This is a genomic window from Nocardia tengchongensis (assembly GCF_054781395.1).
Genome location: NZ_BAAGUM010000017.1, coordinates 265,458 through 284,046, shown reverse-complemented (window position 1 = coordinate 284,046; position 18,589 = coordinate 265,458). Strand labels below are relative to the sequence as shown.

Below are 18,589 nucleotides of genomic sequence, written 5' to 3'. Positions count from 1 at the left end.
ACGCGGACGAGTACCACCGGGACTGGAAGGAGTGTCTGATGAGTGTTGACGTGGATGTCGCCGGACCGCCCGGAACAGACCGTTCTGAATCCGAACGACTGCGGGAACGGATCGCCGGCGTACTCGAGCGGGCGCGCGAGCGGACGGCCGCGCTCACCACCGCGGTCCCCGAATCCGACCTGGTGGCGCAGCATTCGCCGCTGATGAGCCCGCTGGTCTGGGACCTCGCGCACATCGGCAATCAGGAGGAGCTGTGGCTGGTCCGTGATGCCGGCGGGCACGAGCCGGTGCGGCCGGACCTCGACCATCTGTACAACGCGTTCCGGCACGCGCGCGCCGACCGGCCGGCGCTGCCGCTCCTCGACCCCGCCCGAGCCCACGCGTATGTCGCCACAGTGCGGCGCAAGACCTGGGATGTGCTGGCGGAACACCCTTTACGTGGAACCCGGCTCGCCGAGCACGGCTTCGTGTTCGGGATGGTCGCACAGCACGAGCAGCAGCACGACGAGACCATGCTCGCCACCCATCAGCTGCGCGTCGGCGCACCCGCGCTCAGCGCCCCGCCGGCGCCGGCCGCGCGGGTACCGGTCTCCGGGGAGATCACCATTCCCGCCGGGGAATTCACCATGGGCACCTCGACCGATCCGTGGGCGCTGGACAACGAACGGCCCGCGCACCGGGTCCACCTGCCCGCGTTCGCGATCGACGCCGCACCGGTCACCAACGCGCAGTACGAGCGGTTCATCGCCGACGGCGGGTACGAGCGGCCGGAGCTGTGGTCCGCGCGCGGCTGGGCGCACCGCACCGAGGCGGGGCTGAGCGCGCCACAGTTCTGGGAGTGCCACGGAAGTACCTGGTGGCGATGGGCATTCGGTCTTCGCGCGCCCATCGACCCACAGCAGCCGGTGATGCACGTGTGCTGGTTCGAGGCGCAGGCGTACGCGACCTGGGCGGGCAAGCGGTTACCGACCGAGCCCGAATGGGAGAAGGCCGCCTGCTTCGACGCGGTCACCGGGGGCTCGCGCCGCTACCCGTGGGGCGAGTCGGAGCCCACCGCCGCCACGGCCAATCTGGGCCAGCGGCACCTGGAACCGGCCGGGGTCGGCGCGTACCCGGCCGGCGCCACCCCGACCGGCATCCACCAGCTGATCGGTGACGTCTGGGAATGGACCGCTTCCGATTTCACCCCGTACCCCGGTTTTCACGCCTTCCCCTACCGGGAGTACTCGCAGGTGTTCTTCGGTGGCGACTACAAGGTGCTGCGCGGCGGATCGTTCGGCACCGACGAGGTCGCCTGCCGCGCCACCTTCCGCAACTGGGATCACCCCATCCGCCGCCAGATCTTCGCGGGGTTCCGTTTGGCCCGCGACCTGTCTCCCCACGAACTCGAAAGGGCCGATTCATGACCACGCCACGCCTGGACGTCCACCTGACCGATGCCGACCTCACCGACGCCCTGCGCGCCGACGTCCGGCGCGGACTGACCGCCGAGCCGAAATGGCTGCCGCCCAAATGGTTCTACGACGCCTGCGGCAGCGAACTGTTCGAAGCCATCACCGAGCTGCCCGAGTACTTTCCCACCCGGACCGAGTGGGCGCTGCTGGAGCAGGCCGCCGACGAGATCGCGCGCCTGGCCCGAGCCCAGGTCCTGGTGGAGCTCGGTGCGGGTTCGGCGGCCAAGACCCGGCTGCTGCTGACCGCGCTCACCGGCGAGGGACTGTTGAAATCCTATGTACCCCAGGATGTCTCGTCCTCGGCACTGCTCGATTCCGCGCGCCAGATCGCGGGTGAGTTCCCGCACCTGGCGGTGCACGGGGTGGTCAGCGACTTCACCGACACCCTGCACAACCTGCCGAGCGGCGGCCGCCGCCTGGTCGCGTTCCTCGGCGGGACGCTGGGCAATCTGCTGCCCGCCGAACGCGCCGAGTTCCTGCGCGACCTGCGCGACCTGCTCGATCCCGGCGAACACCTGCTGCTCGGCGTGGGCCTGGTGGTCGCGCCGGACATCCTGGTCCCGGCCTACGACGACGCCGCCGGGGTCACCGCCGAGTTCAACCGGAACATGCTGCGGGTCCTGAACTATCGACTGGGCGCGGATTTCGATCCGGCCGAGTTCGCCCATGTCGCGCTGTGGGATCCGGCCAACGAGTGGATCGAGATGCGCCTGCAGGCCCTCCGCGACACCGTCATCACCATTCGCGACCTCGACCTGACCGTCCGATTCGACCGCGACGAACAGCTCCGGACCGAGATCTCGGCCAAGTTCCGGCTGCCGGGTCTGCGGCGCGAATTGTCCGCCGCGGGCTTCGATACCGCCCGGACCTGGATGGATCCGGACTCGCGATACGCCCTGTTCCTGGCCGAACGGCACTGACGCCCGGCCGCTGCCGCCCGGTTCGCGAATTTGCTCGCGGCGGGCGTCAGTCGCGGATCAGATCGGCGAGTTCGCCCGGGTCCTCGAGTACCACCATCGCGGCGGCGGTGTCGCCGTCGTGGGTGAGCGACAGGTGAACTCGCACCCGGGGCAGGAATTCCGCTGCCAGACCGTGCAATTTGATGCTGGGCCGGCCCCAGGCGTCGTTGACGACCTCGATCAGCGGATACGGGTTGTCGCCGATCTGCGGGCTGCGGGCGAAGCGGGACGACGCCCACGCCTTGATCACCGCCTCCTTGGCGGCCCAGCGGGTGGCGAAGCTGCGGGCCGGATCGGTGCCTTTGCTTTGGCAATAGCGCCGTTCCCCAGCGGTGAAACTCTCCCGGAGCATGGTGGTTCCGGTGCGTTCCATTTGCTCGGCGAACTCGGAGATGGTGACCAAGTCCAGACCGATACCCAGGATCGTCACAGTGCGGGACTCCTAGATTCCTCGTTGATGCAATTGAATTGGCTGCGAACATACCAGCGCACCTACGGCACCGTAGGGTCCGCGGGTTTCTGCCGGATCACCGACATGGAACGGCGGGCCCGTGTCCTGCGCTCGCGCGGAGCACAGGACACGAACCCGCCGTGTCAGACCTGCCGTGAGCTACCTACCGGCAGGCCGGTCCCTTCGGTACCGCCACATAGACGGCGTCCGAGCCCAGGCGTGCCTGCTGCGACAGCAGCATGTCGGCCTCGAGCTGACGCGACTGCTTGGCGGGGGTGCCGTCGCCGCCGAGGCGACGGTCGGCGGGCCGCTCGTACATCGGAGCGCCGCCGCACATGGCCTCGGCGAACCGCTGCCGGCCCGCCAGCTGCCGCTCCTGCGCCTTGCGCTGGTACGACTCTCGCGCCTCGGCGTCCGCGATGGCCTCCACGAAGGCCTGCGGGTGCACGATGGCGACCAGGCCGGACACATGCCCGAAGCCGAGCGAGGTGACCAGACCGGCCTTGAGCGGGAAGCGATCGCCCACGGTCAGCGCCTCGCGCAGCCACACCAGGTGCGGGTACTGGGCCATCTTCTCGTCCACGCAGTCGAGGCTGCGGTTGGGCGGGATGACGCCCTGCTCGAGCACCTGGCACAAGCCGATCATCTGGAACGCCGCCGCGCCGCCCTTCGCGTGACCGGTGAGGGTCTTCTGCGAAACCACGAACAGCGGAGCGCCTTCCGAGCGACCGATCGCCGCGGCCAGGCGCTCGTGCAGCTCGGACTCGTTGGGATCGTTCGCGGCGGTGGAGGTGTCGTGCTTGGAGACGACCGCGATCTCGTCCGGGCTGACGCCGAGCTTGGCGAGCTCCTTGGCCAGCTTGGACTCCGGCCCGCCACGACCCGCGCCCAGGGCGCCCAGGCCCGGAGCCGGGATCGAGGTGTGCACGCCGTCGGCGAAGGACTGCGCGAACGCGACCACACCGAGCACCGGCAGACCCATCTCGAGCGCCACCGAGCCGCGGGCCAGCAACACCGTTCCGCCACCCTGCGATTCGACGAAGCCGCCGCGGCGGCGGTCGTTGGCGCGGGAGAAGTAGCGGTCGCTGATGCCCTTGGCGGACATGGCCGCCGAGTCCGCGGTGGCGGACATGTTGCCGAAGCCCACGATGCCCTCGATGCCGAGGTCGTCGTAGCCGCCGGCCACCACCAGGTCGGCCTTGCCCAGCTTGATCTTGTCCACGCCCTCCTCGACGGAGACCGCCGCGGTCGCGCAGGCCGCGACCGGGTGGATCATGCCGCCGTAGGAGCCGACGTAGCTCTGCACCACGTGCGCCAGCGCGACGTTGGGCAGCGCCTCCTGCAGGATGTCGTTGGCGTGCGGCTCACCGAGCAGGTTGTCGATGTAGAGCGAGCGCATCGACGACATGCCGCCCATACCGGTGCCCTGGGTGTTGGCCACCATCGCCGGGTGCACCCAGCTCATCAGTTCGGCGGGGCTGAAGCCGGAGCTCAGGAACGCGTCCACGGTGCAGACGATGTTCCACAGCGCCACCCGGTCGACCGAGCTCACCATGTCGGCGGAGATGCCCCACTTGGTGGGGTCCCAGCCGGTGGGGATCTGGCCGCCGACGGTGCGGGTCAGCTTGGCCTTGCGGGGCACGCGAATCTCGGTGCCCGCCTTGCGAGTCACCTGCCAGTCGCCGGTACCGGCCACCGGGGTGACGACGGTCTGCTCCGGGTTGGCGGCGAAGAAGGCGCGCGCCTCGGCTTCGCTGTTGACCACGAAGGACAGGTCCTTGTCCAGGAACACCGAGGTGAGCAGCGGCGCCGCGTTCTCGATCATGGCCCCGTCGTCGCCGTAGCGGCGCACGCCGCAGCGCTCCACCACGGTGTCGTGGTAGCGGTCGGCCAGCTCGGATTCCTCGACGTAGTCACCGGATTCGGTGTCGTACCAGCCCGGCTTGGGGTCGTTCTCCCACGTCACCAAACCGGTAGTCCACGCCAGCTCCAGCACGCCCGCGGCGGAGAGCTGGTCGGAGACCTCCATCTCGAAACGGGTGCGCGCGGAACCGTAGGGGCCGAGCTCGCCGGCGCCAACGATGACGACCATGTCGTCGAGATCGGCGGTGACCGAACCCCATTCGGGGGTGGGCAGCTTGGAGCTCAGGGTCGGCGGGGCCGGCAGGGCCGAAATGGTCACGCCGTCAGCGTCTTCCGACTCCGCTGCCGCGGCCTCGGCCTGCTCGCGCGCCTCCTTGGCGAGGGCGGGCAGGTCCAGCTTGGCCCCGGCCAGACCACCGGTGAGGTCGATCTGCTGCGGTCCGGCCGCGGTCACCACACGGGCCCGCGAGGTGCACCACTTGAGCAGCTCGTCGGCCATCTGCAGCGTGGACCAGGTGTGCACGCCGGCCTTCTCGACGGCCTCGACCAGCGGGTCGTTGCCGCCCATCAGACCGGTGCCGCGCACCCAGCCGATCAGCGCGTGCACCAGGGTGACCCGCTCCGACCAGGACGTCTCCGCGCGCCACTTGGCGACGATGGCGTCCAGGGCGGCCTTGGACTCGCCGTAGGCGCCGTCCCCGCCGAACATGCCGCGGTTGGGCGAACCCGGCAGCACCACATGCAGTTTCGCGTCCACGTCGTGGTCGGCGCCGATCGCGGACAGGCCGCCGATCAGCCGCTCGACCGACCACAGCAGCACCCGCATCTCCATTTCGGCGCGGGCGCCGGCGTCGGAGAGGTCACCGGCCACCCGGGGCGCGGCGAAGGGCAGCAGCAGGGTGGGGGTCATCGCCTCCTTGACGAGGATCTTCGCGCCACCGGCATTGTCGACCTGCTCGTTGCCGACCCAGTCGATCAGCGCGTCGATGTCGCTGTAGGAGGCCATGTTCGCCGGCACCACCCACAGCGCGGCGCCCTTGCGGGCGTTGTCGCGGTAGAGCTGCTTGTAGAAGCTCAGGCGGTCGTCGTCCAGCTTGGAGGTGGTGACCACGACGGTCGCGCCACCCGCGAGCAGCCGACCGGTGGCCGCCGCCGCGATGGAACCCTTGCTGGCGCCGGTGATCACGGCGATGTCGGAGGACCAGACGCCCGGCTCGTCGGAGCCGATCGCGGCCTCGGCGATGGCGCCGTAGACGCCCGCCAGCACCGAGCGGGCTTCCTTCATGGCACGGTTGCGCCACCAGGTGGCCTGCGCCGCAACGGCTTCACCGGCGCCGTAGTAGCCGTCCACCGCGGGCTCGGCAGGCAGCGAGCCGTCGTTGCCGAACCACAGGCGGGCGAGATCCTCACGGGCCGAGGCCCACCGGTCGTCGATGAGCACGGCCTTCTTGGCGTCGAAGGCGGGCGCGACCAGGCGCGGCCAGTCCGAACCCAGTTCGGCCGAGACCAGATCCACCAGGGTGTCGGTGGTGACCTCCGGCGCGGACGCCTGCTCGGCGTGGCCGAGGGACTCCAGGATCACCCGGGCGGCCTGCGCCAGCACGCCGTCGCGGCCGGTGATCTGCTCGGTGAACTCGCCCAGCGCGGCCGCGTCGACGGTGGCGCCGCCGGCGCCACCACCCGCGGACGGCATGGAGACCGCGACTCCGCGGCGCGCGGCCACGGACTGCACGGCGGCGTCGATGGCGGCGTCCACGGACGCGGCGTCGGACAGCCCGCCCGAGACCAGGCCACCCAGGTCGCCACCGCGCACCGACTGGCCCTCACGGGTGCCGAGGGAAACCTCGGCGGTGACGTGGCTGGCCCAGCCGTCGCCCAGACCCCAGGTCTTCTTGACGCGATCGGCGATGGCCGCCGGACGCTTGCCTGAGGGGCCGAACACCTTGCGCAGGTGGTCGCCGACGGAATCGGAAAGCACCGAACCGAACGGCTTGTAGGTGCGGGCCAGACGGTCGACGGTGTTGGACAGCGCGCCCATATCGGCGTCGGCCGCGCCGTCGATGGCGCCGAGCGAGAGCTCCGCGCCGAGGTCGACGAGCAGCTGGTTGCGACGCGAGGACACGCCGTCGCACAGGCCCTCGATGGTGTCGACCGGTCCGATCTGGTCCATGCGCAGCTTGGTCCAGAGCGCGATCAGCACGCGGGTGGCGTCGGCCGCGGAGAACGCGATGTCGTCCGGGGTCGGGCCGCCGGTCGGCACGGCCACGGGGGCCGGGGCGGCAGCGGCGGCGGGCGCCGGTGCGGCGGAAGCGGTCTCGGCCGGGGTCTCCTCCGGCTCCTCCACCGGCGCGGGGTCGGTGTCGGTCGAGTAGACGACGCCGCGCTCGCGCTCGATGTTGACGACCTCGACCACGGCGTTGCCGAACTGCGGCAGCTTCAGCGTGTTGGAGGCCAGGTTCGCGACGGTCGGCGTTGCGGCCAAACCGATCTCGACGAACCGCTCCACACCCACGCCACCGTGCTCGACATCGGTGAACAGCAGGTCCTGGGTCTCGATCCAGCGCACCGGGCTGGCGAACTGCCAGGCCAGCAGCTCGACCAGGACCACGCGGCACAGCTCGACCGTGTTGGCGGTCCACTCGTCCCAGTTGGCCAGCACCTCGGCCAGCGGCTCGGACGGCACCAGATCCGCGATCTCCTGGACGAATTCGCGCTCCAGGTTGAACGGCTTGGGCACCAGGTTCGGAATGTAGCGGCCGATCAGCAGTTCCGGCTGCAGGTCCGCGGGCAGCAGATCCAGCAGCTTGGTGCGGAACTCCGGCACGCCGGCGCGCAGCACGGTGGAGTGGAACGGCACGTCGATGCCCGGGATGAGCACGAACGCGCGCTTGCCACCGGTCTCGGCCCGCAGCCGCTCGATCTCGTCCTCGAGCGCCTCCATGCCCTTCACCGTGCCCGCGATGGCGTACTGCGCGCCCCGCAGGTTCAGGTTCACGACCTCGAGGAACTCTCCGGCCTGCTCGCCGAGGCCCTTGACCCAGCCGATGACCTCGTCGTCGGCGATGCCGATCTGCGAGGGACGGATGGCGGCCATGCGGTAGTCGCTGCGGCCCTGGGCATCCCGGGGCACCAGCTCGTGCATGGCCGAACCACGCTGGAACACGACCTCCAGCACCGCGTTCAGCGGCAGCACGCCCGCCGCGGCGGCGAGGGCGTTGTACTCACCGACGGAGTGGCCGGCCAGCATCGCGCCCTCGATGAAGGCGCCCGCCTCGCGCAGCTCCGCGACCTGGGCCACGCCGAGGGTGGCCATGGCCACCTGGGTGAACTGGGTCAGGTGCAGCACACCCTGCGGGTGGCGGTATTCGACGCCGCGCGCCTTGAGGTAGGTCGGGTTGTCGCGCACCACAGCCAGAATCGAGAAGCCCAGGGCCTCGCGGGTGTGCTTGTCGGCGCGGTCCCAGATCTCCTTGGCGGCCTTGGATCGGGTGCGTGCGTCCAGGCCCATCCCCTTGGCCTGAATGCCCTGTCCCGGGAAGGCGTAGACCGTCTTCGGCGGCGCGATGCGGCCGGTGGCGGTCATCACCAGGTTGCCGTCGATGCGGCAGGAGACCTCGACGATCTCCGAACCGTGGTCCACCGCAACGCGTTCCACGCGCACGTCGATCTGCGCGCCGAGCCGGACCATGCCCAGGAAGCGGGTGGTCCAGGCGGTGATGGTGCGCGGCGGCACCTTGTCGCCCAGGTCGATGGCCGAGACCGCGTGCTGGGCGGCGGCCGAGAGCCACATGCCGTGCACGATCGGGCTGCCCAGACCGGCCAGCTTCGCGGCGTTCTCGGAGGTGTGGATCGGGTTGAAATCACCCGACACCTGCGCGAAGGCGCCCATGGCGCGCGGGGCGACCAGGGCCACGTCGCGGCGGCGGCGACGCGGGGTGTCGGTGGCGTCGTCCGACAGCGAGCCGGCGGCGCGCGGCGGGTCGGACAGTTCGGCCTGACCGGTGCGGCCGCGAATGGCGAAGCGCTCCACCAGCTTCGCGACGGCCGGGGTCTCCAGGCCGTGGTCGCGCATGACGCCGACGGTGACCTTGACCTCGACGACGCGACCCAGGTCGGTGTCGAGCACCTCGGCCGACTCGGCGCGGACCGCGAGCACCGCGTGGGTGTCGGGCAGCGCACCCAGCAGCTCGATCTGGTGATCGAGGTGCACCAGGTCCAGCATGCCCTCGATGACGCTCTGCGCGTCCGCGGTGCGGGTGGCGCCCAGGACCGCGAAAACGGCGGGCCAGCAAGCGCCCACGAGCACGTCGGGGGCGGTGCGGCCGAGGGTGGACAGGTGGTCGGGCAGACCCGAGCCGGTGACACCGGCGTGGTCGGCGATCAGATCCGGGCTCCAGGCCAGGTTGACGTGCGCGACCTGCACGCCGTCGACGGTCTTGACCTCGGGCAGCGACTGGCCCGCGGCGACCGCGAGCAGCGCCGACATGGCGGCCTCGGCGTCGTCCTCGGTGATGACCGGCGCGCCACCGTTGTACACCGAGACCGGGATGGTCATGCGGATACGGACGGCGTCCTTGCCCAGCAGCGGGACGGCCAATTCCACGTAGGCGGAATCGTTGTCGGGGCCGTCGGTGGCGGACAGGGTGGCGCCGGTGCGCGGGTGCTTGGCGCCCTTGCCGTTCATGATCCACTCGTCCACGTCGCCGAGGCGGTGGACCGGGTTGACGGTGGTGCGGCCGGCCCACTGCACATCCGGTGCGGCCAGCACGATGTCGAGCAGCCCGCCCGCGACCTCGGTGCGGCGGCGGCCGTCCACGGCGGCCGGGACGACGCCCGCGCGCACCAGGGCGAACGCGGTGTCCTGCTCGAAGCGGTCGAGGAGTTCACCGACCGGCTCGTCCACGCGGGTGATGCCCGCGACGGCGACGGTGCCGGGGATGACGCAGACCTGGTCGGCGGTGTAGCGCGGATCGTGGGCCTGCCACAGCGAATCCGAACGCCACCAGCGGCGCACGTCCTGGTCGACGACCGGGACGAAGTTGACCGGCTTGCCGGGGATCTTGCACAGCGACACGAAGAACGGCACATCGGCCGGGTGCAGCACGGTGTCGGCGGCGGCCGGGTATTCGGCCTTCAGGGTGCAGATGGCCTGCACCGGGGTCTCGAAGGCGGAGTCGTCGGCGAACAGGGTGGCGATCTCGCCGCGGTCGGCCGGGTTGAGACGGGATTCGGTGCGGCGCACCATCTCCGCGAACCGGTCGCGCCAGGTGACGTCCAGCCACACCGAGCGGGTGGCGTCGGCGATGGCGTCGGCGAAGTCGCCGCCGCAGTCGAAGTCCTTGCGGCGGTCCAGGCCGACCGCGAGCTCGACGTAGCGTTCCAGCCACTCCAGGTAGGTCATGGTGGCGACGTCGCCGAAGTACGGCTTGGCGGTGCCGTCGAGCGCCTCGATGATCTCGGCGCGGCGCGCGGCGACGGCGTCGGCGTCACCGGCGACCTCGTCGAGCAGGCGGCCGGTGCGCGAGGCGGCGTTGTCGATCTCGTGGATGTCCGCGCCCAATTGGCTACGGCCGGAAGCCATGCCGCCGACCGCGGTGCCCGCGCCGACCCAGTCGGGGGTGCCGGGGGTGTCGACGAGCAGCTGCTTGACCTCGGGGGCGGTGGTGGCCTCGAGCGTCGCCATGGCGGCGGTGCCGACCAGGACGCCGTCGAGCGGCATGGCCGGGTAGCCGTGCACCTGTGCCCAAGCGCCGGTGAGGTATTCGGTGGCGCGCTCGGGGGTGCCGATGCCGCCGCCGACGCAGACGATCACGTTGTCGCGGCCACGCAGCTCGGCGTAGGTCTCGAGCAGCAGGTCGTCGAGGTCTTCCCAGGAGTGGTGACCGCCGGCCTTGCCGCCCTCGATGTGCATGATGACCGGGTAGCCGGGGACCGCGTCGGCGATGCGCAGCACGGCGCGGATCTGCGCGACGGTGCCGGGCTTGAACGCCACGTGGGTGATGCCGACCTCGGACAGTTCCTCGATCAGGCCCACGGCCTCTTCGAGTTCCGGGATGCCGGCGGTGACGATGACGCCGTCCAGGGGCGCGCCCGCGGTGCGGGCCTTCTGCACGATGCGCTTGCCGCCCAGCTGCAGCTTCCACAGGTACGGGTCCAGGAACAGCGAGTTGAACTGCACCGCGCGACCGGGCTGCAGCAGCGTCTTGAGCTCCTCGACGCGGTCGGCGAAGATCTGCTCGGTGACCTGACCGCCACCGGCCAGCTCGGCCCAGTGGCCGGCATTGGCCGCGGCCGCAACGATTTTCGCGTCGACCGTGGTGGGGGTCATGCCCGCCAGCAGGATCGGCGAACGGCCGGTGAGGCGGGTGAAGGAGGTCTCCACCACGACGCGGCCGTTGGGCAGGCGGATCGGCTTGGGCGCGAATTCGGTCCAGGCGGAGGCGACCTCGGGGGCCGCGCCGGGGGTGAACAGGCTGCGCTGGCCCGGGCGGGTGGAGGCGGCGAGCACGCCGACGCCGGTGCCCTTGAGCGAGCCGGCGGTCAGGCGGGTCAACAGGTCGCCGGGACCGAGGTCCAGGATCCACTCCGCGCCCTTGGCGACGGTGTCGTCGACGATGGCGACCCAGTCGATCGGGTCGACCAGGACTTCCTGAGTGAGGGTGGCGGCCAGGTCGGCGTCCAGGCCGCACTGCTGGGCCCAGCCCTTGACCAGGTCGACGGTCTCGGCGAGCGCCGGGTGGTGGAAGGCCACCTCGACCGGGATGTCCTCGAAGACGGGGGCGAAGACCGCGCCGCCACGCTTCTTGGCGTCGCGTTCGGCGGCCTGCTCGGCATTGATCTCGGCGGCGCGCTGGCGGACCCGGTCCAGCTGGGCGACCGGGCCGCTGAGCACGGCGCGGCGGCGGCCGTTGCGGATGGACAGCACGGCGGCCTTCTCCAGCGGGACACCGGCCATGGCCTCGACGACAACGGCTTTCAGGGCTTCGGGGTCGACATTGGAGACGGCGACCATCGGGGACTTCTCGCCGATCGGCAGCAGGCCGCGGCGGCGGGCGACCAGTCCGGCTGCGGCGCCGATCAACTGGGCGATGGCCAGCAGTTCGGCGTCACGCTGTCCGTGGGCCTCGGCGGCGGTGGCGGCCAGGCGGCCCTGCGAGTGGCCGATGACGGCGGCGGGCGCCTGCGCGACGATGTCGAGGCCCTGCAGGCGCAGCGCGCGCAGCGCGGCGATCTGGGTCAGGAACACACCCGGCATGGAGACGGCGGCGGAGCGCAACACCTGCGCTGACGGCGCTCCCGAGACCTCCCCCTGCTCCGGGTCGGCAATCTCTTCTTCCAGCATCCACGCGACGGGGTCGAAGCCGACCGGCCGGACCACGAGCAGCTGCGCCGCAATCGGTTCCAGCGCCGCGGCGGCCTCGTTGACCAGCACGGTCAGCTCGGGCTCGAGCGCGGAGTCGCGCCCGATCTCCTCGAGCTCGGTGAGCCACTGCGCGCCCTGGCCGCCGAAGGCGAGCGCGTACGGCGCGCCCCCCAGCAACCGGTCCAGCAGTGACGACCTGATCCCGCTCTCCCGTGACTTCCCCGCCGCCCTGGACTTCGATCCGGTCCCGGTGCTCTCGTTGATCGTCAAGACGTTCGACTTCCTTCTCCTGGCGGCCCGTCTCCACAGGACTGGACCGCGCTCACGGTGCGCAGGTATCCCTCCGGCCCGCAGGCCCTGGTAGACGCCGAGGATCGCACAAAATCATGAGGATCTCCTCATGTTTGGCCACTCACCAGGCGTTTACCGCCGAGTATTTATGTACGGACGTACCAGAATAATCCGAAACATGACTCTCCCTCATGTTTGAAGCCCCTGGTGAGCCCGGTTACGTCGGTGTAGGAAATATGAGGCTCCCTCACCTTGCCGTTTATCAAATCGTTATAACCGCAGGTGAGGTTACCGACCAGTACGAAACACGTGCCCAGTACTTCGCGATCCCTCCCGGACCCGGTAAAGTTTGGACGGTCGTACCGTTAGCGCGAGTGGCGAAATTGGCATACGCGCCAGATTTAGGTTCTGGTGTCCTAGGACGTGCGGGTTCAAGTCCCGCCTCGCGCACCATCGACAACGGGGCGGGCCGCCTACCTGCGGCCCGCCCCGAACTCGTCTCTGCGGGAGCCCGTTTCAGATCACCCGCAACATTCCAGCGATCCCGACGAAGCGGTCAGTCGAGGTAGCCCTGCAAGGCCTGTGCGCGCGAGGGGTGACGCAGCTTGGACATGGTCTTCGCCTCGATCTGGCGGATTCGCTCGCGGGTGACGCCGTAGACCTTGCCGATGTCGTCGAGGGTGCGGGGCTGGCCGTCGCCCAGGCCGTAGCGCAGGCGCATCACGCCGGCTTCGCGCGGGTTGAGGGTGTCGAGGACCACGTCCAATTGGCGCTGCAGCAGCATGAACGACACCGCGTTGATCGCGACGACGGCCTCGGTGTCCTCGATGAAATCGCCGAGCTGGCTGTCGCCCTCGTCGCCGATGGTCTGATCCAGGGAGATCGGTTCGCGCGCGTACTGCCGGATCTCGATGACCTTCGCGGGGGTCAGGTCCAGGTGCTCGGCGAGCTCTTCGGGGGTGGCCTCACGGCCGAACTCCTGCAGCAGTTCCCGCTGCACGCGGCCGAGCTTGTTGACGATCTCCACCATGTGCACCGGGAGGCGGATGGTGCGGGACTGGTCGGCCATGGCGCGGCTGATCGCCTGCCGGATCCACCAGGTGGCGTAGGTCGAGAACTTGAATCCCTTGCGGTAGTCGAACTTTTCGACCGCGCGCACCAGGCCCAGGTTGCCTTCCTGGATCAGGTCGAGGAAGCCCATTCCGCGCCCGGTGTAGCGCTTGGCGATCGACACCACCAGGCGCAGATTCGCCTCGAGCAGATGGTTCTTGGCCCGGGCGCCGTCCTGGATCACCCAGGTCAGGTCGCGGCGCCGGGCGGCGGTGACGCCGGCCTCCGATTCGAGTTCGATCCGTAGCTTCTCGACCGCGTACAGGCCGACCTCGATCCGGATCGCCAGATCCACCTCTTCTTCGGCCGACAGCAGCGGAACCCGGCCGATCTGCTTCAGGTACGCGCGCGTCGAGTCCCCGCTGGCCGTGAGCTCGGCTTCCTTGCGGGCCTTGCGCAGGGCCGGGGACTCTTCGTCGTCCCAGTCGGAACCGTCTCCAGCGTCGCCCGGCTGCGCCGGGTCGGCGGTCTCGTCGAACGCTGAATCGTCTTCCGGCACAGCCGGTTCGACGCTTGCCGGGTCCAGTTCGACCTCCGATGGAGGCTGGTCGGTCGTTTCGTCGGCGGAACTTGCCACATTCGCCCTCTCGCGGGGATCAGGGCGGCACCACGATGTCAGATCCGCAGAGAGGCCTTGGATGCCCTCGGCTATCACCGAAGCCACTGGCCAGTGTACCGGGCAGTAGCTGGTTTCAGATTATGACCGTTCCTGATTCCTGCAGCGGAATTTCCCGCCGTCGTCGATCGCAGGCGCGTGCGGGTCGCTCAGCGATGCCCGGCGTCGTCATCCGGTTCCGGAAGGTGTTGCGCGGGCGGGGTTCCGGCCATTGCGTCGCGGACGATCCGATCGACGGCTTCGGCGGTGTGGGCCAGGTCGGCGTTCGCGGCGCGGGCGCAGCGGCGCACCGCCGCGTACGGCAGGTCGATGATCAGCAGCGCGAGGCGTTCGCGGTCGGAGCGGTCGCGATAGCCCAGGCGATCGGCCAGCTCGCCCACGGCGTCGTCGAGCCCGCGCTGACGGGTCGCGGCCGCCTCGTGGGATTCGGCGCTCCACTGCGCGGATCCGAGGGACTCGGGGCCCGCGAGCAGGACCGCAGCGTCCGTCGGGTGGCGCAGCGACCAGTCGGTGACATGGTGGGCGGCCTGGATGACGGCCTGCTGCGGGGGGTCGATGCGCAGGGCCGCGAGGAACCCGCTCTGGAATCGATCGAGGGTGCGCAGCCACAGCGCGGCCAGCAGCGCGGATCTGTCGGGGAAACGGTAGTAGACCGAGCCGCTCGGTGCACCCGCGGCCGCAGCCACCGCGCTCATGGTGACCGCGGCCGCACCCTCGGTGGCCGCGAGGTCCGCTGCCGCGTCGAGCAGTGAGTCCGTGGTGTGCGCAGGCTTTCTTGACACGATCTAGAGAGTAGCCTCTAATTGGAATTAGAGAGTATTCGCTAAATGAAAGGTCCAGCTCATGGTGCGAAATGTGCACAGTCGGGTGATCGCGGCCGATGCCCGAGCAGTCGGGAGGCTGCTCGACACGCTGGCGACCGATGAGGATCGGCTGTGGCCGGTGCGCCGATGGCCCGCAATGCTTTTCGATCGGCCGCTGGGGGTCGGCGCGTCCGGCGGACACGGACCCATCCGCTACACCTGCGTGAAATACGTTCCGGGACAGGAAGTGGTGTTCCGCTTCCGTCGTCCACTCGGCTTCGACGGGACACACCGATACGTCGTCGACCAGGTCGATGCCACGCATACCCGCCTGACCCACGAGCTGGTCATGCGGACGCACGGCGTGGACCGGTTCACTTGGCCGCTGGTGTGGCGATGGCTGCACGACGCCTGCCTGGAGGACTCCTTGGATCACGCCGAGAACACGCTGGTTCCGGGCACGCCGCCGCGCAATCACCACAGCGGATATGTCCGCTTCCTGCGAAGTCGGGTGCACCGCACCGAGATCCAGGACCAGGCGATCCTCGCGGGAGAACCCGAATGATCAAGTGGGCCGGTTGGTTGATCACGCTGTTCGGGGCGGCGCACACGCTGCTCGCCCTGACTCTGGAGAAGGCCGCGCAGTACGCCGGAACCTGGTTCAGCGGCGGACTGTGGGGCGAGGACCTCACCGCCATGAGTCCGGCGGGCAGCGCGTGGTGGCTCAGCCTCTTCAGCTTCGGGCCGCCGCTCGTCCTGGTCGGCTTGCTGGTGCTGTGGCTGGAGCGCCGAGGCATCACCCCGCCCGTCTTCCTCGGCTGGGCCCTGGGTGCGTGGACCCTGGTCGGCGCCGTCGTCCTGGTGACCACGCCCTGGCCGATCCTGCTGCTCGCCGTCATCCTGCTGCTGGCGGGGACAGCGGCACGAACGACCACGGATGCCGGCTCGGAATCGCTATCTCGCCGGTAGCGCTTCGACGCTTTCGCTGGGCCGGACGACATCGAATGCCGCGACGACCCGTTCGAGGGCTTGCAGATCCTTCTCGATGACGCCGTACAGCAGATAGGCGAGCACGAAGCCGACGATCCCGCCGACGCACAGGCTGCGGACGGCCCAGACCACCGATTCGATGGCCACTCCCGGCAGGAAGGTGATGCCGGTGACGCCGATCAGCGGTACCGCGGCCGCCACCGCGAGGTACATGCCGGTGCGGGCGGCGAGCCGGCGGAGGTGGCCGATGTCGGCGGGATCGGAATGGCCGTGCATCAGGAAGACGGGATACACGCACCGCACCACGTACCAGGTGAGCGCGAAGTACGGATAGGCCACCGAGATCGCGCCGCACACCACCAGCGACAGCAGGAAATGCGCGTAGGTGTCGTGCGGCACGCCGCCGGCGATCAGGTTCAGCATCACCGGGAAGATCACCCCGCAGGCCAGCCAGTTCGCGAACGCGATTCGCACCACCCGATCGCCGAGCCGCAGCGCGTCGCCGCGGGCCCGGACCAGGGTCTCGGCGCGGTAGTCCCAGCCGACCCGCAGGCCGATGGGTACCAGGACGACGCGCCGCGCGGCGTAGAGAATCAGCGAGGTGCCCAGCAGGATTGCGAGCGGATACAGCACGGCGGCAACGTAGTTGAAGGACCGCTGGGCCTCGGGCGTGAGCTTACTGACGATCAGGGTCCGGTTGTAGTAGTAGTTGTAGCCGACCGCCACCAGAGTCGGTATGCCGATCGCTATCGCGATGATCGGCAGCGGCCACAGCGGCCCGGTCGGCCGGTGGCTGTGCGGCGGCGCGTCGACCAGGTCCCGGGCGCGCGGGTCGAGGCACAGCTCGAATTGCTGGGCCAGCTCCGCACCGTTGGCCCACCGGCCGTCGCGCCGTGGCGACAGGCACGTCAGCAGCACTCGGCGCAGCGAGGCCGGGCAGTCCGCCGGGAGGTCGTCCAGAAATTCCGGCGCGATCGGGCGGCGGCGCAGTTCGAGCAGCCGGTCGACGGCGGTTCGCGATTCGGCCGACTCGACCCGGGGAAACGGTCGCCGCCCGGTCAGCAGCTCCCACAGCATGACGCCGAGGGCGTAAATGTCACTGCGCGTGTCCAAGTCGCCGACCGCGCCGGGTAGCGCCGGGTGGCTCGCCTCGAGGTGTTCGGGAGACATGTAGGCCAGGGACCCGCCGAAGTACGACACCGGACTGCTCCCGGCGACGTGGTCGCTGAAGCTGATGTTGAAGTCGGCCAGTTTGGGCACGCCGTCGGCGGAGAGCAGCACGTTCGCCGGTTTGATGTCGCGGTGCAGCACACCGCGGCTCTCGGCGTAGTCCAGTGCCTCGGCCAGCCGCCGGCCCAGCCATGCCACCGTCTCCGGCCACGACAGGGCGGCGATCTCGTCGCGGATGCGGGCGCTCGAGGTGCGGATCTCGCCCTTCTCCTCCAGCGCCGCGTCGACCGAGTCCAGCAGCAGCCGTCCGTCCCGCTGCTCGGGCGCGGTCTCGCGGACCCGTTTCAGCACGGCCGCCAGTGTTCCTCCCGGCAGGTACTGCATGTACAGGAACTTCACCCCCCGGTCCGGCAGCACCCGCTGGTCATAGACCCGGACGATGTATTCGTGTTCGAGCCGGGCCAGGGTCTGGGGTTCGGTGCCGTGGTCGGCGGAGACCTTCACCGCCACCAGGCGCTGCATCGAGAGTTGCCGCGCCAGAAACACTCTCGCGAACGCGCCGTGGCCCAGTTCCAGCAGCAGATCGAAATCGTCGATCCGGTCCCCGGGCTCGAGGTCCGCGCCGAGTCCCGGCGCGCCCGACGGCTCGCCGAGGGTGCTCGCGGCCCGCTCGGCCAGCGGATCGAAGGCCGCCGTCCCGTCCGGCGCCGGCTCGGTCATCGCCGGTCACTCCGAGGCATGATCAATGCTAGCGCCGTGATCAGGCCGGGAGGCGGTCCGGACCCTCGAGGATCGAGAGGCGGACCGCGGCCAAGACCATGGCGCGGTACGGCAATCGCAGTTCGCCCGGTTGGGGCTCGTTCGCCCAGTGCCAGCCCGGGGGTTGGTCGGAGGTGGGCAACATGATGCGGCTGCCGGACTCGGGGACGGTCACGGAATGACCCCGGAGAAAGATCTGCAGTCGTTGGGGCACAGGGTGATTCGGGAGCGGCGGGGCCACCAGGAAGGTCCAGCGGCGGTCGCGCGGGTCGGCGATCACGGGGGTGGCCGGTAGCCAGGACAGGCGGTGGAGCACCTGCCGGCCGAGCGGCTCGGGCAGCGTCAGCGCACCGACCGCGACGCCCACGGTGAGTAGCGGGCGGTCGGCGTACAGCTCGACCGGTAGTCCGTAGCGGGCGCGCAGCACGTGGGCCGATTCGTGAGGGGAACAGCACGATTCGAACATCGGGACCTCCGGATGCGCGGTGAAGGGTGCACCCGGTGCCGAGGGTGTCCGCGGTCCGTGGCCGACGCGATGGCATGAACGGAGGGCTCGCGTCGAGAGCGGACACCGGGCGAAGGGAGGCTCGACGACCGGCACCGGGTGCGAACAAGAGTCTCGTCACCGCCGGTGCCGCGGCGGTGACGCCGCGATGGCATTTCGATGACCGCCTGTAAAGCTGTGTCCCCCAACGTCGAACAGTTGCCGGTGAGGTAGCTCACCATCCGCGCGCCCTCGGATGTGACCCGCACCACCCCC

At 70.0% G+C, this 18,589-nt stretch carries 9 protein-coding genes, 1 tRNA gene and 1 pseudogene; 5 read left to right on the top strand and 6 right to left on the bottom strand.

The genetic code is table 11. From position 1 onward, the window contains the following. The first annotated feature begins 38 nt into the window (after positions 1–38). The gene (gene egtB, locus ACYVKL_RS32300; RefSeq protein ID WP_379167508.1) at positions 39–1,406 is read left to right on the top strand and encodes an ergothioneine biosynthesis protein EgtB; all 1,368 of its coding nucleotides are present in this window, start codon (positions 39–41) and stop codon (positions 1,404–1,406) included. After that, a complete protein-coding gene (egtD, locus tag ACYVKL_RS32295) occupies positions 1,403–2,374 on the top strand; it encodes an L-histidine N(alpha)-methyltransferase (protein ID WP_379167510.1) in 972 nt (323 codons plus the stop codon). Before egtB ends, egtD begins: the two co-directional genes overlap by 4 nt. Before the next feature lie 46 nt (positions 2,375–2,420). Here egtD and acpS read toward each other — a convergent pair whose 3' ends face one another. Then, on the bottom strand, positions 2,421–2,843 hold the full coding sequence (gene acpS / locus ACYVKL_RS32290; RefSeq protein WP_213557544.1) for a holo-ACP synthase AcpS: 423 nt from the start codon (positions 2,841–2,843) through the stop codon (positions 2,421–2,423). 184 nt (positions 2,844–3,027) lie between these two features. Further along, positions 3,028–12,360 carry a fatty acid synthase subunit beta domain-containing protein gene (locus ACYVKL_RS32285; protein ID WP_379167512.1) on the bottom strand — a complete coding sequence of 3,111 codons (9,333 nt, stop codon included), beginning with the start codon at positions 12,358–12,360 and terminating at the stop codon, positions 3,028–3,030. Between the two features lie 389 nt (positions 12,361–12,749). Here ACYVKL_RS32285 and ACYVKL_RS32280 point away from each other — a divergent pair. Beyond that, positions 12,750–12,834: transfer RNA gene (locus tag ACYVKL_RS32280), tRNA-Leu, on the top strand. Positions 12,835–12,937: 103 nt separating this feature from the next. Here ACYVKL_RS32280 and ACYVKL_RS32275 read toward each other — a convergent pair. Beyond that, positions 12,938–14,011: pseudogene (locus ACYVKL_RS32275) on the bottom strand (RNA polymerase sigma factor); the annotation flags it as partial. A 245-nt stretch (positions 14,012–14,256) separates the two neighbouring features. Beyond that, positions 14,257–14,889: a TetR/AcrR family transcriptional regulator gene (locus ACYVKL_RS32270; protein WP_379167514.1), complete on the bottom strand. Its 633-nt coding sequence runs from the start codon at positions 14,887–14,889 to the stop codon at positions 14,257–14,259. 61 nt (positions 14,890–14,950) lie between these two features. Here ACYVKL_RS32270 and ACYVKL_RS32265 point away from each other — a divergent pair, with 61 nt between their 5' ends. Together ACYVKL_RS32265 and ACYVKL_RS32260 are read left to right on the top strand one after the other, a co-directional pair. Continuing rightward, positions 14,951–15,475, top strand: a complete 525-nt coding sequence (locus ACYVKL_RS32265) for an SRPBCC family protein (RefSeq protein WP_379167517.1) — start codon at positions 14,951–14,953, stop codon at positions 15,473–15,475. Continuing rightward, positions 15,472–15,879, top strand: coding sequence for a DUF6463 family protein (locus ACYVKL_RS32260; RefSeq protein WP_379167519.1), 408 nt, complete (start codon positions 15,472–15,474; stop codon positions 15,877–15,879). The genes ACYVKL_RS32265 and ACYVKL_RS32260 overlap by 4 nt, the downstream gene beginning before the upstream one ends. Here the strand turns inward: ACYVKL_RS32260 and ACYVKL_RS32255 are convergent. Both ACYVKL_RS32255 and ACYVKL_RS32250 read right to left on the bottom strand, forming a co-directional pair. Then, positions 15,865–17,790 carry a serine/threonine-protein kinase gene (locus ACYVKL_RS32255; RefSeq protein ID WP_379167521.1) on the bottom strand — a complete coding sequence of 642 codons (1,926 nt, stop codon included), beginning with the start codon at positions 17,788–17,790 and terminating at the stop codon, positions 15,865–15,867. The two genes, ACYVKL_RS32260 and ACYVKL_RS32255, sit on opposite strands and share 15 nt — an antisense overlap. A 40-nt stretch (positions 17,791–17,830) precedes the next feature. After that, positions 17,831–18,295 (bottom strand): hypothetical protein, encoded by a 465-nt coding sequence (locus ACYVKL_RS32250; RefSeq protein ID WP_379167524.1) that lies wholly within the window; start codon positions 18,293–18,295, stop codon positions 17,831–17,833. Between the last annotated feature and the right edge of the window lie 294 nt (positions 18,296–18,589).